General features: G+C 60.6%; 17 protein-coding genes. 6 read left to right on the plus strand and 11 right to left on the minus strand.

Going from position 1 to position 22,502, the window contains the following annotated elements:
• Positions 1 to 28: 28 nt before the first annotated feature.
• A complete protein-coding gene (locus ACOBR2_RS20000) occupies positions 29 to 916 on the minus strand; it encodes a hypothetical protein (RefSeq protein ID WP_420237842.1) in 888 nt (295 codons plus the stop codon).
• A 658-nt stretch (positions 917 to 1,574) separates the two neighbouring features.
• Positions 1,575 to 2,795 (minus strand): TIGR04053 family radical SAM/SPASM domain-containing protein, encoded by a 1,221-nt coding sequence (locus ACOBR2_RS20005; RefSeq protein ID WP_420237843.1) that lies wholly within the window; start codon positions 2,793 to 2,795, stop codon positions 1,575 to 1,577.
• A 408-nt stretch (positions 2,796 to 3,203) separates the two neighbouring features.
• On the opposite strand from ACOBR2_RS20005, the gene ACOBR2_RS20010 reads away from it, so the two are divergent.
• The 4 genes from ACOBR2_RS20010 (at position 3,204) to ACOBR2_RS20025 (ending at position 7,423) form a co-directional block, all read left to right on the plus strand.
• Positions 3,204 to 4,163: a universal stress protein gene (locus tag ACOBR2_RS20010; protein ID WP_420237844.1), complete on the plus strand. Its 960-nt coding sequence runs from the start codon at positions 3,204 to 3,206 to the stop codon at positions 4,161 to 4,163.
• A 466-nt stretch (positions 4,164 to 4,629) separates the two neighbouring features.
• Complete coding sequence (locus ACOBR2_RS20015) at positions 4,630 to 5,583, plus strand: ComF family protein (RefSeq protein ID WP_420237845.1); 954 nt, start codon at positions 4,630 to 4,632, stop codon at positions 5,581 to 5,583.
• Positions 5,584 to 5,597: 14 nt separating this feature from the next.
• Positions 5,598 to 6,212: an HNH endonuclease gene (locus ACOBR2_RS20020; protein WP_420237846.1), complete on the plus strand. Its 615-nt coding sequence runs from the start codon at positions 5,598 to 5,600 to the stop codon at positions 6,210 to 6,212.
• 50 nt (positions 6,213 to 6,262) lie between these two features.
• Complete coding sequence (locus ACOBR2_RS20025; protein WP_420237847.1) at positions 6,263 to 7,423, plus strand: hypothetical protein; 1,161 nt, start codon at positions 6,263 to 6,265, stop codon at positions 7,421 to 7,423.
• Between the two features lie 44 nt (positions 7,424 to 7,467).
• Here the strand turns inward: ACOBR2_RS20025 and ACOBR2_RS20030 are convergent, their stop codons facing one another.
• Positions 7,468 to 9,066, minus strand: a complete 1,599-nt coding sequence (locus ACOBR2_RS20030; protein ID WP_420237848.1) for an AsmA-like C-terminal region-containing protein — start codon at positions 9,064 to 9,066, stop codon at positions 7,468 to 7,470.
• A 216-nt stretch (positions 9,067 to 9,282) separates the two neighbouring features.
• Here ACOBR2_RS20030 and ACOBR2_RS20035 point away from each other — a divergent pair, with 216 nt between their 5' ends.
• Positions 9,283 to 10,056 (plus strand): zinc ribbon domain-containing protein, encoded by a 774-nt coding sequence (locus ACOBR2_RS20035; RefSeq protein ID WP_420237849.1) that lies wholly within the window; start codon positions 9,283 to 9,285, stop codon positions 10,054 to 10,056.
• Positions 10,057 to 10,362: 306 nt separating this feature from the next.
• On the opposite strand, the gene ACOBR2_RS20040 is transcribed toward ACOBR2_RS20035, so the two are convergent.
• The 5 genes from ACOBR2_RS20040 to ACOBR2_RS20060 all read right to left on the minus strand — a co-directional run bounded on the left by ACOBR2_RS20040 (position 10,363) and on the right by ACOBR2_RS20060 (position 16,820).
• Positions 10,363 to 13,005, minus strand: a complete 2,643-nt coding sequence (locus ACOBR2_RS20040) for an ADOP family duplicated permease (protein WP_420237850.1) — start codon at positions 13,003 to 13,005, stop codon at positions 10,363 to 10,365.
• Between the two features lie 125 nt (positions 13,006 to 13,130).
• Entirely contained in the window at positions 13,131 to 13,460 is a 330-nt protein-coding gene (locus tag ACOBR2_RS20045) for a PadR family transcriptional regulator (protein ID WP_420237851.1), read from the minus strand.
• Positions 13,461 to 13,557: 97 nt separating this feature from the next.
• Positions 13,558 to 14,760: an alanine racemase gene (gene alr / locus ACOBR2_RS20050; RefSeq protein WP_420237852.1), complete on the minus strand. Its 1,203-nt coding sequence runs from the start codon at positions 14,758 to 14,760 to the stop codon at positions 13,558 to 13,560.
• A gap of 66 nt (positions 14,761 to 14,826) precedes the next feature.
• The gene (locus ACOBR2_RS20055; RefSeq protein WP_420237853.1) at positions 14,827 to 15,915 is read right to left on the minus strand and encodes a phosphotransferase enzyme family protein; all 1,089 of its coding nucleotides are present in this window, start codon (positions 15,913 to 15,915) and stop codon (positions 14,827 to 14,829) included.
• Positions 15,912 to 16,820 (minus strand): nucleotidyltransferase family protein, encoded by a 909-nt coding sequence (locus tag ACOBR2_RS20060; RefSeq protein WP_420237854.1) that lies wholly within the window; start codon positions 16,818 to 16,820, stop codon positions 15,912 to 15,914. Before ACOBR2_RS20060 ends, ACOBR2_RS20055 begins: the two co-directional genes overlap by 4 nt.
• Positions 16,821 to 17,371: 551 nt before the next feature.
• On the opposite strand from ACOBR2_RS20060, the gene glpK reads away from it, so the two are divergent.
• A complete protein-coding gene (gene glpK / locus ACOBR2_RS20065; RefSeq protein ID WP_420237855.1) occupies positions 17,372 to 18,856 on the plus strand; it encodes a glycerol kinase GlpK in 1,485 nt (494 codons plus the stop codon).
• A 127-nt stretch (positions 18,857 to 18,983) separates the two neighbouring features.
• Here glpK and ACOBR2_RS20070 read toward each other — a convergent pair whose 3' ends face one another.
• The 3 genes from ACOBR2_RS20070 to ACOBR2_RS20080 all read right to left on the minus strand — a co-directional run bounded on the left by ACOBR2_RS20070 (position 18,984) and on the right by ACOBR2_RS20080 (position 22,499).
• Positions 18,984 to 19,325 carry a GIY-YIG nuclease family protein gene (locus ACOBR2_RS20070; protein WP_420237856.1) on the minus strand — a complete coding sequence of 114 codons (342 nt, stop codon included), beginning with the start codon at positions 19,323 to 19,325 and terminating at the stop codon, positions 18,984 to 18,986.
• A gap of 213 nt (positions 19,326 to 19,538) precedes the next feature.
• Positions 19,539 to 21,314: a 30S ribosomal protein S1 gene (locus tag ACOBR2_RS20075; RefSeq protein ID WP_420237857.1), complete on the minus strand. Its 1,776-nt coding sequence runs from the start codon at positions 21,312 to 21,314 to the stop codon at positions 19,539 to 19,541.
• Between the two features lie 216 nt (positions 21,315 to 21,530).
• Positions 21,531 to 22,499 carry a hypothetical protein gene (locus ACOBR2_RS20080; protein WP_420237858.1) on the minus strand — a complete coding sequence of 323 codons (969 nt, stop codon included), beginning with the start codon at positions 22,497 to 22,499 and terminating at the stop codon, positions 21,531 to 21,533.
• Between the last annotated feature and the right edge of the window lie 3 nt (positions 22,500 to 22,502).

Consider the following 22,502-nt stretch of genomic DNA (forward strand, 5'->3'; position numbering starts at 1 on the left):
TACCCAAGTTTTGAGGAGCTCCGGCGCTTCAGGATGCCATCTGCGCTGACTGGGCAAGCTTCTCGCATTGCTTCTTCCACTTGGCAAACTTCTTGCTGAGTTTTTTGGCGGACTTTTCTGCCACCTTGTTGTTTTCCGCCTCATCATGCACGGCAGCTTTGATCTGTTTGGAATAGAGCTCGTGGCCTGTCGCATCGCTCACACTCATGTAGAACGAAATCTGCGTATAGCCCACAAAGTAGGCAAGGGGTCCGATGATGGCCCGCGCCACCTGGCTGCCTGCCTGGAACCGATCTTCCCGCAGCACCACGGTGTATTGCGCGCACTGCTGTTTCGCGCCCAGCTCGCCATCGCGATAAACCGTAAGATCCTGCTTACTATGATTCAGATCGCTGATCAGGTGCTCGTAGACCAAAGCGCGATACGCGAAGGGAACGTGCTGATCCTGCCAGTCGGGAAGCTCCAGCTGTACCGTATGCGCCTGCACCTGCTGGCCTTCGCAGTGTCCACACTGCGGCTGCGGGCGACTGCTACTGGCGTACTGGGCAGCCATTTGCATGGCACGGACCGCCTCTTTGGCGGGCAGCTCAAAAACCGCTGCGTGGTAGCCACCTTTATCATCGCGATACTCAACCGTGAGCATGTCTATTCTGTGGTGCAGGAAAGTGGCCAGCAGCGTGCCGCCGCCGTCAGGCAACATCATGCGCAGAATGCGCCCCTTGACGCCCCAAAGCTCCACGCGCTCATTGCCTGTGTGCACGGCCAGAATATTGGCAATGGGCAGGGAGGTTGCCAATCCATTCACACTAAAGCGAATGCCGTCGGCATTGATGCTCATCCGGCCTTTGGCCTTGGCCTTGACGTCTGGCAGGCCATAAAGATGAAGCACACGGTCAGCAGCCCATTTATTGGCCACCGGGTAAGACGTCTGAGTAGCAGCGCCAGAGCTGAAGGGCGTGGCAGAAGCATGACAGCAGGGAAGAAGAAGCCCAAAAAGAGGAAACGCCAGAAGGATCCGGCTCGGGAATCGCTGCATCAGTCCACCTTTTTCTGAAAAATACGTACCGGTAGGTACTTAATTAACATTGTAGACTCCGGCCCGTGAATTTTGTCATCGGCGCATACCTGCTCTGGCCACAGTTTTGCGCTGTTTTCAGGCATAATGCCGGCCATCTTTCTGCATTTAAATGAGAATTTTTCTGATGAACCAAAGTACTCTCGTGCCGCCCCATCCTGCTATCCATGAATGTTCACGGCGTCAACCTGATGGATGATTCGTATTTTCTCCCCAAAAGGGGTGAAGAGAAAATAGCCCCGGGTGGAAGCTGAGTCTGCTCCTGAGCGTAGTCGAAGGGGAAGACTCAGATGGACCCCGGGGTTTGCTGCCCCAGAAAACGAAGCGCCCCGGAGGGACGCTGTGAAATCCCGCAAAAAACAGCTTTGAGCCACCGCATCCCACCGCCCCTCCGGGGCGGATTCACTTGCCTGCAACCAACCCAGGGTTACCCCTTCGACTTCGCTCAGGGTCCACCCTGGGCTATTTTTCGTACGGCCCCTTACGGGGCAGAAAAGCCCTACCGCTTTCCGAGCGGCTCCCAGTGGTGTTCGTGGAAAGCTTCGGCGGTTTGCTCCAGTTCCGGATCCCAGTGCTTGGGCTGGTAGATGCAGCAGGGTTCGGGGGCAAGTGGATCGCCGGTCAAAGCGTAGGCACGGGCGCGGGAGCCACCGCAGATCTCCTTGAACTCACAGGCGCCGCACTTGCCTTCCAGTTGGCTGGTGTCGCGCAGAGCCTTGAAGATCGGCGCTTCACGATAGATCTCGGCCAGCGGCGTTTCGCGGATGTTGCCGGCATGGATGGGGAGGAAACCACTGGGATAAACATTGCCCACGTGAGAGATGAACATGAAGCCCTTGCCGTCGTTGACGCGGCGCGTGGCCCAGCCCATATTGCGCGCATGGGTGTCGGCCGTGGGAGTGCCGGGCTCATAGGCAACTGCGCCGGGATGGCCACCGGGGTGACCGCCAGGATGCCCCATCTTCTTTTCCTGCAGGTTGTTCTGGATCAGGTAGCGGCGGTAGTGCATGGCCTCGGTCGTTTTCACCTGAAAGCTGGCCCGCTGCGAGAGCTCGTAAATCTTGGCAAAGACCTGCTCGAACTCCTCACCGCTAAGCAAGTCATCGAGCTGGCCACGCCCCACCGGAACCAGGAAGAAGACATTCCACATGACGATGGCCTTCTTCTCGAAGAAATCGCAGAGGTTGTCGAGGTCAGCGGCGTTGTGGCGACTGATGGTGGTGTGCACCTGAATGGGCAGGCCAGCCTCGTTCGCCCAGCCGATGGCGTCAATGGTGCGCTGCCAGGCTCCGCTGAAGCCACGGAAGTGGTCGTGCAGCTCGGGCGTGGAGCCATCCAGCGAAATACCCAGACGGACGACACCGGCTTCCTTCATTTTGAAGATGGCCTCACGGGTAAGCAACGGCGTGGCGCTGGGCGTAACAGCCACATGCACGCCCTTGTCGGAGGCGTAACGAATCAGCTCGAAAACGTCCGCGCGCTTCATCGGATCGCCGCCAGTAAAGACGAAGATGGGAATCTTGAGATCAGCGATCTGGTCGATCAGCTTTTTGGCCTCGGCGTTGGAGAGCTCGTCGGGGTGGGCGATGGGCTGGGCGGCGGCACGACAGTGCTTACAGGCCAAGTCACAGCTCTGGGTAATCTCCCAGATGGCCAGAAAGGGCGTTTCGTCGTAGTTCAACCCGCCGCGGGCGGGGATGTTGTGCATTGGTTCAAGCATGAAAACCTCCAGGGTGCGGCGGCAGGAAACTCCGGGGCCCTGCACGGGGAAGAAGCAGAAAAGATTTGCGCAAGAGGGCGGAAGCTCCGGCTTCCGGCAAACAGATGCGTAGCTAGAAAAGCAGTCGGACCGGGGCCTCGGCAGTGATTTAGATCACTCCGGGACGATATTTATTCCTGCGGGAAAAAGCAAACTGCCCCTCAAAGGCGCCATCCGGGGGAGCAGCCTCTGAAGTAAACAGGACACAGAAGGCTCAGCGCAAGAATGGAATGAAAGATTTAATTCCAGCCGCCGGGGAATGGCGTTATAAAGATGGGGTGAGTTGAATCACGCGCGCGTGTGCCGGCTGGCACAGTTTCAGCAAATGAAACAGTGCCACAGTAACGTCGCACCTGCTGGAGGTGTTCTATGGCTACTGCCTTCAAGCCAGGTTGGAGCAAGCCCTCCACCCTGCTCTTCGCCTCCGAGATCCCCGTCAACGAGAAAGCCTTCGCGTTTGCACTGGCGCAGGCCAAAGAGTTCGACGCGGAGCTCATCCTCTTCCACGCCTACGACACACTGGTGGTAGCTGCCTCGGAAACCAGCGGTGTGCGTTACTACGATTATGCCGCCGCAGCACACACGGAAAAACAGCTTCTGGAACCTCTGGCCAAACGTGCGGCCGAGGTGGGCGTCCGCTGCGAGGTGATTGCCCGGCCCGGGCTGGCCGCTGACCAGATTCTTGCCCTTCTGCGCGAGCGCGATGTGGACCGCATCATCATGGGCACGCATTCGCCCGGCCCTATCGGCAAGCTGCTGGTGGGTTCGGTAGCTGAAGCGGTGCTACGTACGGCCAAGGTTCCGGTATTCATTCTCGGTCCCGAGGTAGTAGACGGCAGCTATCGCGACTTTGCCACACGCACCATTTTGTGTGCCGCCAGCCTGCTGGAATCAAGCCGCGTGGTCGCTTCCTTTGCCGCCGAACTGGCTCTGCAGCACCATGCACGGCTGATTCTGCAGCACGTGATCCGTCCTCAGGATCGTGCCGAAGTCATGGCCGGCCGCTCGCTGGATCAGATCGAGAAAGATCTTCTGAATCTGATTCCGGCCAGTCTGCATACCAAGGTTCCGATCCAAACGATCGTGGTTCCAGGCGATCCGACCGAAGAACTGCTTTACCAGACCCGGGCGCAGCAGGCCGATCTGGTAGTGCTGGGCGCGCAGGGCGCATCGGCCTTTGCCGCCATTACGCGGCATGGCGTGGTGTACAAGGTGCTGGCGCACTCCGGTTGCCCGGTGCTGACGCTCTCCCCTGTAGTGCTGGCGGCTTGCGGATCGAAGTCGGAAAAAACCCGTTCGGCAGAGGCTTACATGGCGGGCGTGATCTAGAGCATTTTCGGAATACACGTAGACTTTTTAATGGGCGTGCCAGGTGCCTTTTTCTTGAAGAAAAAGGCACCTGGCATCCAGCTTTCGGCCTACACCCATTCCGAAAATGCATATAGCCCCTCCTCCAGAAAACCAGCGCGGACCCTCCTTTGGGGGTCCGCGTTGTTTTTTGCTGTCCCCGAATTCCAGCACCGCCCTCCGCAAAGAGAAAGGGCACGGAAAGCTGCGGGAGACGGGGGTAAAGCAAATTCAGAGTTGGTGTAGTGCGAGTCAATGCTTTCCAGCGCAGTTTTCCTCAAGAAAGCTGCGCTTGGCACCTTATTCGCGTCCCCACGGAAACTCTGGATTTGCTCAAATGAGCCGAAATCGGCAAGAGCAGGCGTATACTGGCCGTGTGATGGCGTGCATGCCTCGGCGCCAGCCACGGGTGAGGTGCGTCTTCCGCACGGACTTGGGCTCACACACGATGGATCTGCCGCCATCGCCTCATGCAGGCTGGCGAGCCGTGGTTCGCGTGCTCCGAAGTCCCGTTGATGCGCTCGCTTGCGCTATCTTCCCCTCCCCTTGTGCTCTTTGCGGCCATCCTCTGCCGCGCTTTAACTCTGTGCCAATCTGTGATGTTTGCTGGGCAGAATTTGTGCCGGTGCGCGAACCTGTGTGTCTGCGTTGCGGCGATGCGCTGCATGCGGCCAGCAGTGTTTCCACGCTCTGCCGTTGCTGCCGCTCAGTGCCGCCGCTGTTTACACGCGCGGTAGCCTACGGCCCCTACCAGGGACGCATGCGTGAGGCAATTCACGCACTGAAGTATGTGGGCATACGGCCTCTGGCGGGCAAACTGGGCGGATTTCTGGCGCAGGCCATCGCCCGGCTGGCGGAGGAGGCTCCGCAGAAAATGCTGGTGGTGCCAGTGCCGCTGCATCGCTCCAAGCATGCGCAGCGCGGCTTCAATCAGGCGCGCGTACTGGCCGCTGCCGCCCTCACTGTATTGCGCCGCAGCCATCCAGACTGGCACTTGCGCCTTGCCCCCGAGACACTCTTACGCCAGCGCGCCACCCAGAGTCAGGCCGGACTTACGCCGCATCAGCGCCGCCTGAATGTGCGCGGAGCCTTCGCGGTTTCTGGTGCCGCCCAGCTTGCCGATGCACACGTGCTGCTGGTGGACGACATTCTGACCACCGGAGCCACGGCCCGCGCCGCCGCCCGGATCTTGATGGAAGCCGGTGCCGCCAGCGTCCGCGTGGCCACACTGGCCCGCGCCTGGCGCGTCTCCGACACCAGCTATGACGCCCAACTGAAAGCAATCGTCCCGCCGCCGGCGCAAAAGGGTCAAGCGTTTGATCAGGAGTTTTTTGTTGCAAGCGTTCCACGGATTTCCAGTTCCATGCACGTTGATTCATCGCACGATCATCATCTTTTTTGACGGGGAGAAAAAGGATGTCGTTGGGAAAAGCCATGATTCACGCACGCAAGCAGAAGGCCATCGCCCGAGCTACGGCAAGCACGGGCGAAAGTGCTGCACTTCCATCCAACCAGATGCTGCAGATGCCGGTGCTGGTGCTCAACGCATCCTATGAGCCGATCAACATCTGCGGGGCGCGCCGTGCGCTGGTGTTGGTACTCAAAGGGGTTGCCCGCACCGAGGAGGAGCAGGGAACGACGCTGCATGCGCAACGCAACCGCATCGTGATGCCTTCGGTGATTCGCCTGCTGGAGTACCGGCGCATTCCTCACCAAACGCGAGCCCTTTCACGCAAGAACATTCTGCTGCGTGACCGCAACACCTGCCAGTATTGCAGCGTGGTGCTGCCGCCCGGCGACCTGACGCTGGACCATGTGATTCCCCGCTCGCGGGGTGGTACCTCCACCTGGGAGAATCTTGTGGCCTGCTGCCACAGTTGCAATCGCCGCAAGGGCAACCGCCTGCTGAATGAGCTCACCGACATGGTGCTGCTGCGTGAGCCGCGTCCCTTCTCTCTGCACACCAGCCGCCAGATCATGCGCGCTCTCGGCCGTGGCGATGATCGCTGGCGGAAGTATCTTTTTTATTAGAGACTAGGTGCTGGAAGCTAGAGGCTGGAAGCTACATACGGAGAGACAGAATGTTCTGCAAGTGGATGGTTCTTGTGCTGCTGGCGACAACTTCGCTGTTAAGGGCACAGCAAACGGTAAGCATCGACCACCTGCGGGACGAGTTGAGTCGGCTGGCCATGACGCACAAGAAAGACCAGTCCATTGCATCCGTGCTGCGCCATGAAACTCTGGGCGAACGCCTTTCCCTGTGGGATGTGGAAGCACTGCAGGCGCAGATGCGACTGGGGCCGAAGACGACTGAGGCGCTGAATCTGTTGGTAGCCAACTCGGCGCTGCTCGATCCGCCCCGCAGCGCGCAGCCGCAAAAGCCCGCGCCTCCCCCGGAAGAACTGCAGGCACTGTGGACCCGGGCCATCCAGATGGAAGCCGACGCGCTGCGCCATCTGCCCGACTTTCTGGCCGACCGCACGACGCACGTCTACAGCAATATTCCCGAGGGCTCATCCCCCGTATTTCAATTGCACCAGGAGCGCGTCTTCCAGCGCGAAATCACCTACCGCGATGGCGCCGAGGTTGCGGTGGATCCGCAGAACAAGCCGAAGGGCGCTGGCGAAGTGCAAGGGCTGGTGACCAGCGGCGAATTCGGCCCCATGCTCGAAAGTGTTCTGCTGGATTTGCCCGGCGGCAAGCTGCATTGGGGCCATTGGGAGAAGATGCCGGCTGGAGTGGCGGCAGTGCTGGACTATCAGGTACCGGAAGAACACTCCCACTTTGCCACACGCATGGTCTGCTGTACCCTGCACACCAGTTACGATCAGTTTTTGAAGGTGATGCACTACGAACACATGCCGGCCTACCATGGCGAAATCTCCGTGGATGCAACAACAGGTAGCGTGCTGCGGCTGACCGTGATTCCGGAGTTCAAGCCCCAGGACTTTCCCGAGAGCGCGAGCATTGCAATCAATTACGACTGGAGAACGATTGGCGGCCAACGCTACCTGTGCCCGGTGTACAGCGTTGCCAGCCTGCAGGTGGAGGCAGAGAAGCTGACCACCTCCGAGTCGGATTCCTCCGGCAATCTGGCGATGGTGGGCATGCGTGCAAGCGCGTTTCATGAGGCGCAGCAGCGGCTGGCCAACGTTCGCCTGCAGTGGACCAACGCCGTGGAGTTCGGAAACTACCACCACTTCGCCTCCAGCTTCCGACTGCTGCCGGAGGATAGTTTTTAGCAGTCAGCTTCCAGCTTCTAGCTCCCACTCCCAGCCTCCAGCACCTAGTCCCTAGTCCCTCCTGGCAAGTCGATCTTCATTCCCATCACTTCTACGCTGAATTGGGGCTGTTTTTCTGTGCCGCGAATGTGCAGCGGAATGGCCGTGCCCGCGCCCTGCTTACGAAAGACGCGGTCAAAGGGCTTGAGCAGCGAACCCTTCCAGCCGCCCAGCAGCGCCGAGGCCGGGGCCTGGGTTTTGGCCACACCGTCAAAGTTCAGTGCCCCACCCTCCAGCCCGTAGCTGCCTTTGAGGGCGATCTCCGCCCCCGGCACGCGGTACTCCAGGTCGGGCAGCGTCATGAGGCCGTTCTGCAGCGTAAAGCTGGACTGCATGGCCGAGCGCGTCTGGCTGGCCCCGTCGGATTTTGCCTCGTCGGGCCGTCCCTGCCCACGCGCGCTCAACTGGCCGATCCAGCCTTGAATCTTCCCGTTCGTGAACAGTGCATTGTCGAGTTGAAAACTGCCGTTGAGCCGGATTCTCTGTTGCACAGGCGCTGGACCGGGCGGAATTTCCAGTGTGGTTTTGAGCGCCAGATCGCCGGAGAGCAGCGTAGACCCGCCACGGCTGGTGAGGGTAAGAAAGTCCTCCAGACGGCCGCGGCTGACTGTAACGTTGAGCGCGATGTCGTGGCCGATGGAGTGACCGTCCTCTACGACGCGCTCCACCTCGCCGCTGACCAAAAAGGACGAGCGGCCCAGCCGGGCTTCCACGGTCTGCAGTTGCGTATCGCCGTTGGTGGCGTCCACGGTCGCGTGAAAGCGGGTGTACAGCGGCTGGGATGCGCCAAAGTGTGTGAGCCGGAAATCTGGCGTGCGGGTTTCGCCCATCACTTCAAGCGCGCGCAAGGTGCCCCGGTAGCGGCCCTCGGCGTCAAGCTGGCCGGCAATGCCCTTGAAGTCGGAGAGGTTGGCGTTGCTCAGCCGAAAGCTGCCCTCGATGGGCGTTTCACCAGGGTCCTCCGCCTGCCACGGACCGAAGCTGCCTGCGGTGCGCACCTCGCCGCTGGGGCGTGGATTGGTCAGCTGCGCCTCGAACTGCACGGCCCCCTGCTGGTTCACGTTGGTCAGCTTCAGCGCGGCAATGTTGAAGAGGAGCGGCAGCTTGCCGGGCCGGTCGGTTTCAAGCGTGATGGATGCGTCCCGGCACTCGACGACGTCGATCAGAAAGTGCAGTCTGGCCGTGGACGGCTGAAGCCGCGCGCCACTGGAAGCAAAATGCGAATGCGGCGGCAAATCCATGTGCAGGCCCGCCACCTCCACTTTGGAGATGTGGAGAGGCGTGGTGGGGTTGTAGTGGAGCGGCGTATGAAAGCGGAAGCTATCGACCTGGATCAGCGTGCTTTTCTGGTTTTGGACTGAGCCCTGCGGCACGCCAATGCGCAAACCGCCGCCCTCCACCCACAGGCCGTCAGAAACGCGCACGTGGAAGCTCGCCAGCTCCACCGGCGCATGGAAGCGCTGACTCAGCTCATTGACCACGCGGCCGCGCAAAAACGGCTCCATGCGCCGCGCCGCCACCCAAGCAGCCACAGCCAGCGCCGCCACGGCCAGCAGCAATGCGGCGGCGGTCCTCCAGATCCAGCGATATTTCTGTCCGTTCATCTGCTCCTATTCTCGCAGCCGCACAGGCTAGAGCATTTTCGGAATACAGGTAGACTTTTTAAGGAACTTGCAAGGTGCCTTTTTCTTGAGGAAAAAAGCACTTAGCATCCTGCTTTCGGTCTACAGAAATTCCGAAAATGCTATGGCGGTGCTTCTTCTGCCATTTCTACCTACCATTTTCGTTCCTGATGGCCGATGGCGTATGCTCTCTAGCTAATGCATCCTCAGATCGAGCTGTTGATTCAACTGCAAACCGTCGAGCAGGAACGCCTCCGGCTCAAGCAGCAAATGGATAAACTTCCCACCGAAGTAGCCACGGTCCAAGCTGCTCTGACCAAGGCTGAAAAGCGTGTGGCCGCAGCGGAAAGCGCCATCGCCACCGAAGAAAAGTTGCGCAGGGAATTCGACGACGAGATTGAAACGCACCGGCTCAAGGTGGAGCGCTTCCGTGTTCAGTTAGACGCCGTAAAAACGCCTGCGCAAGCTGCCGCCGTGGAACACGAAATCGCGTTCTCGACGAGCGAGGCCGACCGCCTGGAAAACGAGGGCTTTGCGAGCCTGGAACGCAGCGAGCTGCAGGAGGCGGAACGGACCACGGCCCGGGCGCAGCAGGCCGAACTCAGCGCCAATCTGGCCACCATCCGCAAAAGCGTGGAAGGCCGCAAGGTGGAGTTTCTGGCTGCAATTGCAATCTGCGAGGCCAAGCGCACGGAGTTGCGCCCGCAGGTGGACGAGACGATGCTGGCCCGCTTTGACCGTCTGGTAGCCAAGATCGGCTCCGGCGTGGCCCGGGCGGAGAACGAGCAGTGCACCGGCTGCCGCATGGGCCTACGCGTGATGGAGTGGAGCCAGTTGCGCGATGGCGCAATGCTGAACTGTGAGAGCTGCGGACGGCTGCTCTACTGGGAACCTGCCAAGCCGGTTTCCAGCGAAGAACGCCCCGTGCTGCCCGACGGCGCAGGCCGCGCCATCCAGCGTACCAAGCGGTAAAGTCCACGTTCCGCAGCCCTTCCCTCAGGAGGTTTACAGGCTGCAGAAAACCTATTTTCGGAGAGCGGCGAGGGTTTTAACCCTCGCAAAAATCCAGGCACAGGCGTGAGGGCTTCAGCCCGGGGGGGCATTTCTGCTTAACTTTGTCCCTTTTCATCGTCTGTTTTCAGTCTGCATTTTGTGAGAAGAGAAAATACCCGTGCCTGAAGGCACGCTCTTCGGCCTGCGTTCTTCGGGGGCATGAATGCCCCCGCTCCCTCGCGCTTGCTCCAGAAAGAGATTTCCGTAACCTGCCAAGTCGGCGCACTACTCCGTGCGCAGCGCCTCCACCGGATTAAGCCTTGCCGCACGCCACGAGGGCAGCAGGCAGGCCAGCACCGCAACCGCCAGCAGCAGCAACGGAACCCCGGCAAAAATCACCGGATCGAGTGACTGCGTATCGAAGAGCATGGAGCGGATCAGCCGCACGGCCGCAACGCTTGCCGCAAGGCCCAGCACCAGACCCGCCAGCGCCGGTTTCAGGCCATCCACCATCATGCGGCGGAGCACCTGCGTACGCGTTGCCCCCAGCGCCAGACGAATGCCAATCTCACCCCTGCGCTGCGCCACCAGATACGAAAGCACTCCGAACAAGCCCACCGCCGCCAGCAAGAGCGTGAGCACGCCAAAGGCTAAAAGCGGAACCGTGCTGCAACGTTGAGCGAGCGTCTTGCGCTGGAGCATCTGCTCCATGGTCATGATGTTAGTGGTTGGCAGGTCGCGATCAATGCTCTGCACGATGCGCTGAATGGGCAGCACAAAGCGCTCCACATCGCCGCTTGAGCGCACCACCAGCCGTCCGCCGTTTTCGTCTCCCGCGAAGAGCGGGTAGTACTGCACCGGTCTAGGATCGTCATCGAGGGTAGCGCGTGTGTCGCCCACGATGCCCACAATTTGCCAGGTCTTTTGCCCGAACTTCAGGTGCTTGCCGATGGGTTCTTCTCCCGGAAAGTACTGCTTGGCGAAGGCCGCATTGATGAGCGTCTGATTGGCGTGGTCCAGCGTCAGGTTGTCGTCGAAGTTGCGCCCGCGCAGCAGGGGAATGCCCAGGGTAGTGAAGAACTGCGCGTCTGCCACGCGGTTAATGGCGAACTGCGCCGTGCCCTGCGGCAGTGGCGGATGTTCGACAATGGTAAATTCGCCATCGCCCCAGTAGCCCTGCCCCGGAACCGCCCGGCCAAAGCCCGCCGACTCCACGCCCGGCAATGCCCGCACCCGCTCAAGCAACGTGCGGTAAAACTGCACGCGCGCGGCCGGATCGCGATAGCTGCCGCCATAAAGGCCAAAGCGAATGGTGAGTACATTCTGCGTAATGCAGCCTAGATTGGAGGAGCGCAGGCGCTGATAGCTCTTCAGGAACAGGCCCGCCGCCACCAGCAGCACCACGGTCAAGCCCACTTCCACGGCCAACAACGCCCGGCGCAGACGCGTGCGGCCCCGACTGGCGCTCATGCCACGGGAAGAATCCTGCAACTCTGCCAGCGGCTGGCGGCTCATCGCGCTGAAGGAGGCAATCAGCCCGGCAAAGAGCGCACAGAGGGCGATCAGGCCGACGGTAAAGGCAAGCGTGGCTGCGTCGATCTGGATCAGATCGGCCCGCATCACTTCCAGGCGGCTCAGGTTCAACCGAATCCACGTTACGGCCAGCCAGGCCAGAATCACGCCTGCAATGCCCCCCGCCAAAGACAGAAGAAAGCTTTCCACCAATCGCTCGCGGAGCAGTTGCAGCCTTCCGCCGCCCAGCGCCGTACGGATGGCAGCCTCTTTGCGCCGCGCGGCAGCTCGAGCCACCAGCAAATTGGCCACATTCAGGCAGGCAATCAGCAGCACGCAGCCGGTGGCCGCCAGCAGCACATAGAGCGTCTTGCGCATATCGCCCACCGTGTCTTCCAGCAGCGACTTCAGCGTAGCCCCGCGGCTGACGAAAGGATCGTCCAGATGCGCGTCGTGAATCTGCTTGGTAATCCGGCTCAGATCGCCTTGCGCCTGCGCCATGCTCACGCCATCCCGCAGCCTGCCCACCGCGCCGTAGTCATGCGCACCCAAAGACGTCCATTCCTTCGTCGGATAGTAGCGGCGAAACGGCGTCCACGCCTGAATCGTCTGATCGGGAAAGGCAAACCAGGCGGGCATCACGCCGATCACGGTGTACGGCTGCTTATCGATGTACACCTGCCGGTTCACAATCGCCGGGTTGGCGTTGAAGCGTCGCTTATAGAGGCTCCAGCTCAACAGAACCACACGGTTCGCGCCGGGCTGATCTTCGGCAGCAGTAAAGTTGCGCCCCAGCGTCGGCGTTACTCCCAGCGTGGGCAGAAGATTAGCCGTGCAGGCAATTCCCACCAGCTCTTCCGGCAATTCTCCGTCCGCCGTGGACAGGTTCATCTTGGCCTCACCGGTCATTGCCAGCGAGGTAAAACTCTTGTTCTGCCGCGTCCACTCGTCGAAGATGCCGCCCGCTACGCTGTTCTCCGGGAACTGATCGCTGGAGTTTTCATAAGCCGCCATCAGTCGCTGCTGCTCGGGATAGGGAAGCGGGCGCAGCAGCAGATTGCGTACCACGGCAAAGATAGCCACATTGGCGCCGATGCCCAGAGCCATCACCAGAATTGCGATGCCCGCAAAGCCCGGCGCATGGCGGAGCGCACGCACGCCGTAGCGCAGATCGCGTAGCAAGGCTTCCAGCCAGTTCCAGTGCCAACTGGAGCGGGCCTGATCGCGCAACAAAGCCGGATTGCCAAAGCTGCGCAGGGCTGCCTCCCGCGCCTCACGGGCATTCATGCCAGCGGCCAGATTCTCTTCCGTCTGGCAGTCAAGGTGGTAGCGTAGCTCCTCGTCCAATTGCTCCGCAGCGCGACCGCGGTGGAAGAGCATTCTGAGACTGACGCGCAACTGCTCCCATACCCTCATGACTTCCCCCCTATAGCATTTTCGGAATTGCTGTAGACCGAAAGCTGGATGCTAAGTGCCTTTTTCCTCAAGAAAAAAGCACCTTGCAAGCCCCTTAAAAAGTCTACGTGTATTCCGAAAATGCTCTATGCCTCGCCCACAATCAGGTTGACCGCGGTTGAAAGCCGGTTCCAGTTGGCGGTTTCCGACTCCAGCTGGCGGAGCCCGTCGGCGGTCAACTCGTAAAAACGCGCCTGACGGCCCGTCTCGCTCTCCGCCCAGTGAGTCTTCACCCAGCCCTGCTGCTCCAACCGGTGCAGGGCCGGGTAAAGCGAGCCCTGCTGCACCTGCAGCACCTCGCCGGAGAGCTGTTGAATGCGCTTGGCAATCGCCCAGCCGTGCAGCGGCTCCAGGCGGATGGTCTTCAGGATGAGCAGGTCAAGGGTTCCCTGCAACAGATCGTTTGGCTTTCCCATACCTAGATTATCTACACCTATAACACCTAGACCGTCAATGTATATAAATCAAAAAAAGCTCCGGAACCGTCTGGCGGCTCCGGAGCAGGTTTCTAGACTAAGAAAAGACTTCCACCCGGTGAACACGGGCGTTGATGCGGCAAAAAACCTCCCACGGAATAGTGCCTGTGGCGTCGGCATGCTCGTAGGCGTCGATGGTTTCAGCGCCCTGCGCGCCCAGAATTACCACCTCGTCGCCCTTGCCCGCCTCGGAAATGTCGGTCAGGTCCACCACGGTATGGTCCATGCTGACGCGGCCCACCAGAGGAGCACGCTGGCCCCGCACCAGCAGGCTGAAGCGGTTGCCCAGATGGCGGTCGAGCCCGTCGGCGTAGCCTGCCGGAACCAGTCCCAGCCGCATCGGCTCGGTGGCCACAAAGGTGCCGTTATAGCCCACCACGGAGCCCGCCGGAACCTCGCGCACACCAATGATCTTCGACTTCCAGCGGAGAACGGGCTTGAGTCCCGCGCGCACGGCCTTGAGCGTGGCAGGGATTTCGCCTTCAAAGTCGGGCTCAAAGCGCGGCGGCACGCCGTAAAGCACCAGACCGGGGCGCAACATGGCCCGCATGCCGTGGCTAGCGGCTAAGCCAGCCACCCGCTCGGCCAACCCAGCCACCAGAGCCGCCGAACTGCCCACGCTCAGCCAGTCGGGATAGAGCCCGGCAGCGCTCACCTGCCGCAGAGCCTCGTTCAGCCGCTCGAATTGCAAAGCCGTCACGCGCTGGTCGGCCTCATCGGCGGCGAACAGGTGGGTCATCACACCTTCCAGTTTGAGCGGCGAGGAGGGCGTAAAGCGCTTGAGCAGCGGCAGAAGAGAACCCGGGAAGGCTCCCTGACGGCTCATGCCGGTATCGATCTCCAAATGCACCGGGTACTGCCCCGGGCCCAGTCCGGCGGCGCGGGCGGCGGCTTCCAGCTCGTCGAGCTGATCGAGTTCCCAGGCCAGCGTGGTGATTCTGTTGGCGATAATCGCCTCACCCTGCCCATCCAGGGCTCCGCCGATGGCCAAAATGCGCGGCTCCGGGCAAAGCTTGCGGGTCTCGATGGCTTCTTCGATGCTGGTCACGCCCAGCCACTGAGCGCCCGCCTGCACCACGGCAGGAGCACAGATTGCCAGCCCGTGGCCGTAACTGTTGGCCTTGACGATGGCCAGCAGCTCGGCATGCGGAGCCACAAGGGAAGAGAGCAGACGGAAGTTGTCTTTCAAGGCGCGAGAGTCAATCTCGACCCAACAGGGGCGTGTGGGCAGGCAGGTCATAATCTTCAGTTTTCAGTGTACGCCCCGGTCTGTTGCAGGCATGGCGCAGAGGAGTTCCTGCCCCAACTACCCGACCGTCTCCACCAGCCGGTTCATCGCCTCTTCCTGCTCTTCCATCGACTCCACCAGCCGGAACTGGGTGCGACAGCGGTCCAGATTATGTTCTGGGCGATGGATTTTGAAGTACGTATCGCCGCTCAGGTAGTCGGTGAGGAAGCGCAGTCCAATCTCGAAGGTAATCAGCTTACCGGAGGCCGGAAGCAGTCGCTTTTCCTCCGCCGTCAGAAAGCCGCTGGCCGCATCTACATAGCCCCGCAGCAGCGCCTCGAACATGGGAAGCTGCATCCGCACCTTACTGAGGTCGCGCTCGTCCTCCCCGGCCGGACTGGTGGCCGTGCGCACCATATCGCCAAAGTCGTAGAGCGCCAGCCCCGGCATCACGGTGTCCAGATCGATGACGCAAATGCCCTCGCCAGTGGCTTCATCCAACAGTACGTTATTGAATTTGGTGTCGTTATGGGTGACGCGCTCGGGCAGACCGGCCTCCAGCAGCACGCCTGCCAGCACCTGATGGCTGAGCGCCCAGTCAATCTCGGCCCGGGCCGTGGCGGCGCGATTACAAACGTCTGCTTCAAGTGCCTGCGCAAAGGCGGCAAAACGCTGGGGCGTGTTGTGGAAGTCGGGAATCGTGTCGTGCAGGCGGGGCGCGGGCAGCGTGGCCAACTGGCACTGGAAGTTGCCAAAGGCGCGGGCTGCCTTGTAAGCCTGTTCCGCCGACTCCACCGCCTCATACGAACGGGCGTTTTCAATAAAGTGGTAAGCCCGCCAGTGATAGCCCTCAGCGTCGATGCAGGAATTGCCGCCCGCCCGCGTCGGAATCAGGCGCAGCACACGGCGCTCGGCGTCGGGTTGGCCCACCACACACTCGGCCAGATGCGCCGTCACCCGCGCGATGTTCTGCATAAGTTCGAGCGGCTGCCGGAAGATGTGAGAGTTGATGCGCTGCAGAATACAACGGCCAGAAACACCACCGGCCACATACTCCACCTGCAAGGTGTCGTTGATGTGGCCAGTGCCGTAAGGAGTGGCGCGGAGGATTTCGCCAGGAAGTTCAAACTGCCGTACAACCGCGCCTATCCGTTCTTTTTCAATCATTTCCAGAGGTTCTCGGGGTACACACCCGCGTCCACCAGCGAGCGGATGCTCGAGACAACGTACGGATGATCCTCCCGATAGGTTACACCGAACCAGGAATCGTTCGTGTGCAGCACCTTGACCCGCGCCTGCCCGGCCTTGACCAGGGTGTTGACGGTGTTGGGGATGTAGCACTCGCTCTTCAGCTCAGCGCCGCTCTTCTTCAGGAAGTCATTGAAGTTTTCCTTCAGCTGCGGGAAGATGCCCGGCTGGAAGGCCCACATGTTCATTGAAACAGGCTCGTTACCGCTCAGTTCGAGCACGGTGCCACTAGCCGCCGTCGCCTTGGCCTTGTCGCCGTCCGGGGTGATGGCGGTCATCTCGACCACATCGGAGAGGTAGCCGTTTGCGTCCACCTTGCAGACGCCGCGAGCCACCGAACCGAACTTGCTGAGCGTATTGCGCAGCACAAAACCCACCATGGCGTAGTCGGGCGAGCCGCTGGTCAAGTGCCCAGCCAAGGCGCGATAGGCCTCTGGACCGTAGAAGTCATCGGCATTGATGGCCGCAAAGGGCTCCTTGATGACGTCGGCCGCCATCAGAATGGCCTGGGTGGTACCCCAAGGCTTGGTGCGACCCGCCGGAATCGTGTAGGGAGCGGGAATCTTGTCGAGTTCCTGCAAAACGTACTCGACCGGAACGCGCTTTTCAAAACGCGAACCGACCACCTCGCGGAACTGGTCCTCGATGTCCTTGCGAATAATGAAGACGAGCTTGCCGAAGCCGGCGCGCAGGGCGTCATAAATGGAGTAGTCAATAATGGTTTCGCCGCTGGGTCCGACCGGCTCGATCTGCTTCAAACCGCCAAAGCGGCTGCCCATACCGGCAGCAAGGATGAGCAGCGTGGGAGATGTAAGCGTTGTCATTGCGATGCGTTCCTCTCGTATCCTGATTTAATTTCCTGCAGACTTAATTCCTGGCCATCCCGCAGCCAGATGCCACCAGCTGCCAGCCTCCCCGGCCCGCCCCAGACACGCAATCCCGGAGCATTTGCCCCGATCCTATTGCCCTTGTCATGGTTCCAGCCGGATGAATTCTTCCACGACCATCATACCGCCTGAAAAAGAAGATTTGCTTTGCAACTCTACGAATATCTTGTTGCAAAGGTGCGGAGTTTGCTCCCATCCGTGCGCATGCTCTCGGGCGGTCTGTAAGACAGAGAGGGCGGCGGAGTCTTCGGAGCGTCTTGCACTGTTTCTGGTGCGTATTACTCTGTCAATACATTTGTAAGACAACAAAAGTGCCGTGCGACACGCCGCAAAAAACGGCCCCCGCCGCGCTCCCTATCCAGCCCGAAGTACCGCAAACTTTGCCTTATTTATCAAATACATGCCGCAATGTACCCATTCGCGCAACCCCAAAATACTTGCCGATTTTGCCTTACGCGTGGTTGACTAGTCCGCGAGGTACGATCCCCATGTCTTACATCCTTGCTCTCGACCAGGGAACCACCAGCTCCCGCGCTATCCTCTTCGACGCCAATGGCTCCATCGCCGCCAGCGCTCAGCATGAGTTCAAGCAGTATTACCCCGAGGTGGGCTGGGTCGAGCACGATCCCATGGAGATTCTGACATCGCAGATGTCCTGCGCCCTGGAGGTTCTGGTGAAAGCCAATGCCCGACCGCGCGACGTTGCCGCGCTGGGCATGACCAACCAGCGGGAAACCGTCGTGGTGTGGGAGCGCGCCACCGGCAAGCCCATCCATTCCGCCATTGTCTGGCAAGACCGCCGCACCGCCGACTTCTGCGAGAACCTGCGGCAGAACGGCATCGAAGAAGAGGTGGCCTCCCGCACCGGTCTGGTGCTGGACCCGTATTTTTCCGCCACCAAGGTCGCCTGGATCCTGGACCATGTGGTGGGTGCGCGGGCGCGGGCCGAACGCGGCGATCTGGCCTTTGGCACCATCGACAGCTGGCTCATCTGGCACCTGACCAACGGCCAGCGCCACGTAACCGACGTGACCAACGCCTCCCGCACCATGCTCTTCAACATCGTCAAGGGCGAGTGGGACAAGGATCTGCTGCACATCTTCCGCATTCCAGAAAGCATTTTGCCGGAAGTCGTCTGGTCCAGCCAGGAAGTGGGCGAGGTGACCACCACACTGGGCCTGGGTGGCATCAAAATCGCGGGCATCGCCGGTGACCAGCAGGCGGCGCTCTTCGGCCAGCTCTGCTGGAGTGAAGGCGAGGCCAAAAACACCTATGGAACCGGCTGTTTTCTGCTGCAACATATTGGCGAAACCTTCGTCCGTTCCCGCCACAAGCTGATTACCACGCTGGCTGCCAGCGCCCATCGCAAGCTGGAGTACGCCTTTGAGGGCAGCATCTTTATTGGCGGCGCGGTGGTGCAGTGGCTGCGCGACAATCTGAAGCTGATCAACAGATCCGACGAGGTGGAGAAGCTGGCCGCCACCGTCCACGACAACGGCGGTGTGCTCTTTGTGCCAGCCTTTGTAGGCCTGGGCGCACCCTACTGGGATCCGCACGCCAGCGGCCTGCTGATCGGGCTGGGCCGCGGCACCAAACCGGGCCACATTGCCCGCGCCGCGCTGGAGGCCATCGCCTATCAGGTGGCCGACGTGCTGGAGGCGGTGCACAGCGAAACCGGCCGACTGACCGCGTTGCGGGTGGATGGCGGCGCGGCAGTCAACGACCTGCTCATGCAGTTCCAGGCCGACATTCTAGGCGTTCCCGTGGTTCGTCCCCACGTCACCGAGACTACGGCCCTCGGCGCGGCTTACTTGGCGGGTCTGGCTACCGGCTTCTGGCCAAGCACCGAAGCCCTGCGCCAGAGTCGTCAGGCCGACAAACGCTTTGATCCGCAGATGGCCCCGGAAAAACGCCTTGCCCGCCGCGCCCGCTGGAAAGAAGCCGTGGACCGCACCCGCAGCTGGAACGGGTAGGATGGGTTCTGCCTGCGTTCCAGAGCCAAAACGTTGGTTTGTCCTCCTGAGCGACCGGACACGAAGCCGGAGCGCAGCGCAGGCGGAGAGGTAGGGAGTCGAAGGATCTGCGGCTGCTTTTGGGAAGTCAGTTGAACATGCGGTCCAGAGCGCGACGATAGTCGGCTGGCTCTACGTCGTACCAATTCTTGCTCAAGTCGATCCACACGGCATTCGATGCTTCAATCAGAGCAATCTTCTTTGCGCGTCTCCAGCCTTTCAGTTGCTTTTCGCGGGCGATGGCGGCAGATACATCGTTATGCCGCTCAAACCACACTAACCGATCGCAGTGATAGCGTGCGGAAAAGCTCTCCTCGTGTTCCCGCCACTTGTGTTCGAAGACCCGTTTCTGCAAGTTTCCTGTAACGCCGATGTAGAGCGTACGGCTGCGACTAGCCATGATGTAGACGCAATAGACCCGCTCTTCCATGCCCCGCATTCTATAGCGACATTTGTGGCGCAACAGAGAAAAAGCAACCGCAGGTCCTTCGACTCCCTGCGGTCGCTCAGGATGACAGACCGTTTTGAGGGCCACGCAACGCACCAACGACAAACGCCGCATCCTGAGCGGATGCGGCGTTTGTTTTTGCGAAAGTACGATTGCGATTCAACTATTGAATTGCTCAATAGTTGAATCACTGAACTATGCCAGCTCGACTTCGATCTTCTTGGCTTCGGCGTCGAGTTTGCTGATCTTGAAGCTGCGGATCTGGCCAGCGGCGAGGGCGTCGGGACCGGCCTTGGGGGCCGGAGCATTGCCCTTCCAGCGGGCCGAGAGCAGCGAAGTCAGCGCGGAAAGATCAGCCGGAGCGGCCTTGGGAGCTTCGCTGGCAGCAGGCTGCGCTGCCGCGGCAATTGCGACGTTGCAGGTACCACGAATACCGTCGCCCAGTTCGATGTAAGCCACCTTGCCGGCTACCTCGACCACGCGGCCTGAAACCTTGTCGCCCACCTTGCTTTCGGCGATGAACTCGTCGAGGCTGGTGGGAATCAGCTGCTTCATGGAGAGTTTGATCTGGCGCTTTTCCACGTCGATGGCCAGAATCTGCGCCTTCACCACTTCGCCCTGGCGCAATGCCTCGGAGGGGTGATTCAGGCGACGGTCGGCGACGATCTCGCTGATGTGCACCAAGCCTTCAATGCCGTCGGTGACCTGTACGAATGCGCCAAAGTTCATCAGCTTGGTGACCGGACCCTCGATCTGCGAACCGACCGAGTAGCTGCGCTGCAACTCAACCCACGGATCGGCCAGCGTCTGCTTCAGGCCGAGCGCGATGCGGCGCTCTTCCGGCTTGATCGACAGGATAGCGGCCTCCACCTGCTCGCCAACCTTGAGCAGGTCGGAGGGATGGCGGACCTTCTTGTTCCAGGCCATCTCGGAGATGTGAATCAGACCCTCGATGCCGGCTTCCAGCTCAACAAATGCGCCAAAGTCGGTGAGGCGCACAACCGTTCCGGTAACGCGCTGGCCGGTCTTGAAGCGCTCGGGCACGGCTTCCCACGGCTCGGCTTCCAGCTGCTTCAGGCCGAGGGAAATCTTTTTGCCCTCGCCGTCGAGCTTGAGCAGGCGAACTTTGACCTGCTGGCCAACGGAGAGCACGTCTTCCGGCTTCTCAACGCGGCCCCAGCTGATGTCGCTGATGTGCAGCAGGCCGTCGATGCCACCCAGGTCAATGAATGCGCCGTAGGGCATGATGGAACGCACGGTGCCGTCCAGCGTCTGGCCCACTTCAAGCTCGGCGCGGCGGGATTCGAGCTGCGCCTTGGCCAGCTCTTCCAACACTCCGCGGCGATCCACGACCACGTTTTCGTCGGCTGTGTCGAGCTTGGTGATGCGGCAGGTGATTTCAGTGCCCACCAGCTTTTCCATAGCTTCGGCTTCACGTTCGCCGCTGCGGCTGGCGGGCATAAAGGCGCGCACGCCCACGTCCACTGTCAGGCCGCCCTTGACGACGCCGGTCACGGTGCCCACCACGGGCAGCTTCTCATTGAATGCTTTTTCGAGGGCGCTCCAGTCAGTGGGCTGAGCCACCCTGGTGAGCGAGAGCACGTAGTAATGCTCCTCATTGCGGCCCTTGACGGAGACCTGGAAGGCGTCGCCGGGCTTTACGCCCTCGGCATCGTTCTTGAAGGCCGAACGGGGCAGAACACCCTCGGTCTTGTAGCCGATATCGAAGAAGACCTGCTCGGCCGAGAGCGACACAACCCGACCTTCGAGCTGGCTGGCGCCGGGCTCCTTCTTGTGCTTGTGGGTCTGCTCAAAGGCACGCAGCAGATCACCGAAGTTCTCTTCGGGTTCAGCGGCTTCAATTGCAGGCACAGGTTCGGCTACAGGAGTCGCGGCAGGCGCGGGCTCGGCGGCGGGCTCAGGCGTAAAGGCAGGGGTAGAAGGCTGTTGGGGGTCCAATGCGTCGGTCATGGCAGATTGAATCTATTCTCCCACGTTGTGGCGGAGCTTTTCCTGCCTTATTGATCCTGCAAATAAAAAGTGTTTTCTTGCTTCCCCGCCCGAGACGCCGGATAAAGCTCGCCCGGGCCTGAAGGCCTCGCTCATCTTGCTACTTTTTGCGAGGGTTAAAACCCTCGCCACGCAACACAAAGCAGGATGCAGACACACAATCGAAGGCGTACGTAATTACGGAATCACCTTGAGGTTCACGCGCTTTTCGGTCTTCTCCAGCTCGCTGAAGTGGCCTTTTACGGCATACTGCAACTCACCCAGGCCCTCTTTTTTCGCCTTGAAGGGAAAGGCTAAAAACGTCTGGGAGCCGATCCAGGGAAGCTGGCCGCTGGCATTTTTGTCCAGAGCAACCGTCAGGGCAATGCGTGAGCGGGGGCTGCCGGCATTCGCCAGAAACTCGCCGTCGCCATGGACGCGATAGAAGGGGCCGGGCTTGGGACGGGGTTCTCCGTAGACGACGGAGAATTTGTCGCCCTTGCTCAGCACTCCGCTTTGCGCCAGATAGAGCGTGACGTTGTGCACCACGCGATTTCCGGTGGCATCTTCGGCGGAAAACTCGATGCGGTTGCGGTCGGGATCGAGATTGGGCTGAATGGTCAGGATGGTGACGCCCTCGAAGCCTTCCAGCGGAGCCGATTGCGGCTCCATCAACGAACCATTGACGCGAATCTCGGGATCTTTAACGTAGTAGGCCACAAAGCGCAGCGGCTGATCCTCAAAGAGCAGCTCAGTGTCCACATGGTCGAGCAGGCGCAGGGTAGGCGCGGCCACTACGTTAAACTGCTTTTCAGCGCGCAGCGTTTTGCCGTCGAGCGTGGCGGTTACCCCCAACGTTTTGGTGCCGGGTTCGCCTGCGTAGAGCCGGAAACTGGCGCTGCCCGCGCTGTCGCTGACGAGCGCGAAGGGCGCAGCTTGGCCATCAACGGTCAGTCGGAAATTCTCCCTTCCGGCCCAGCTCTGCGGAGAACTGACTTCGACCAGCGAATAGAGCGCCTCGGCAGGATTTTCAGCCGTAGGGCCGTCGAACGGGATGGACTGAATGCGGACGATGCCGAGCGCAGCCTGCTCCGGCTGTGCGCTCAGCAGACCGGCAGCCAGCATCAGAAAGCCAAAAAGAAGAAGATTGCGAAAAAAACAACGCATAGC

The organism is Telmatobacter bradus, assembly GCF_048629425.1.
Lineage (GTDB): Bacteria > Acidobacteriota > Terriglobia > Terriglobales > Acidobacteriaceae > Telmatobacter > Telmatobacter bradus.

Coding starts and splice junctions, on each gene's coding strand:
- ACOBR2_RS20005 (WP_420237843.1), bottom strand. CDS start 2,795: ATGCTTGAACCAATGCACAACATCCCCGCCCGCGGCGGGTTGAACTAC.
- ACOBR2_RS20010 (WP_420237844.1), top strand. CDS start 3,204: ATGGCTACTGCCTTCAAGCCAGGTTGGAGCAAGCCCTCCACCCTGCTC.
- ACOBR2_RS20015 (WP_420237845.1), top strand. CDS start 4,630: ATGGATCTGCCGCCATCGCCTCATGCAGGCTGGCGAGCCGTGGTTCGC.
- ACOBR2_RS20020 (WP_420237846.1), top strand. CDS start 5,598: ATGTCGTTGGGAAAAGCCATGATTCACGCACGCAAGCAGAAGGCCATC.
- ACOBR2_RS20025 (WP_420237847.1), top strand. CDS start 6,263: ATGTTCTGCAAGTGGATGGTTCTTGTGCTGCTGGCGACAACTTCGCTG.
- ACOBR2_RS20030 (WP_420237848.1), bottom strand. CDS start 9,066: ATGAACGGACAGAAATATCGCTGGATCTGGAGGACCGCCGCCGCATTG.
- ACOBR2_RS20035 (WP_420237849.1), top strand. CDS start 9,283: ATGCATCCTCAGATCGAGCTGTTGATTCAACTGCAAACCGTCGAGCAG.
- ACOBR2_RS20040 (WP_420237850.1), bottom strand. CDS start 13,005: ATGAGGGTATGGGAGCAGTTGCGCGTCAGTCTCAGAATGCTCTTCCAC.
- ACOBR2_RS20045 (WP_420237851.1), bottom strand. CDS start 13,460: ATGGGAAAGCCAAACGATCTGTTGCAGGGAACCCTTGACCTGCTCATC.
- alr (WP_420237852.1), bottom strand. CDS start 14,760: ATGACCTGCCTGCCCACACGCCCCTGTTGGGTCGAGATTGACTCTCGC.
- ACOBR2_RS20055 (WP_420237853.1), bottom strand. CDS start 15,915: ATGATTGAAAAAGAACGGATAGGCGCGGTTGTACGGCAGTTTGAACTT.
- ACOBR2_RS20060 (WP_420237854.1), bottom strand. CDS start 16,820: ATGACAACGCTTACATCTCCCACGCTGCTCATCCTTGCTGCCGGTATG.
- glpK (WP_420237855.1), top strand. CDS start 17,372: ATGTCTTACATCCTTGCTCTCGACCAGGGAACCACCAGCTCCCGCGCT.
- ACOBR2_RS20070 (WP_420237856.1), bottom strand. CDS start 19,325: ATGGAAGAGCGGGTCTATTGCGTCTACATCATGGCTAGTCGCAGCCGT.
- ACOBR2_RS20075 (WP_420237857.1), bottom strand. CDS start 21,314: ATGACCGACGCATTGGACCCCCAACAGCCTTCTACCCCTGCCTTTACG.
- ACOBR2_RS20080 (WP_420237858.1), bottom strand. CDS start 22,499: ATGCGTTGTTTTTTTCGCAATCTTCTTCTTTTTGGCTTTCTGATGCTG.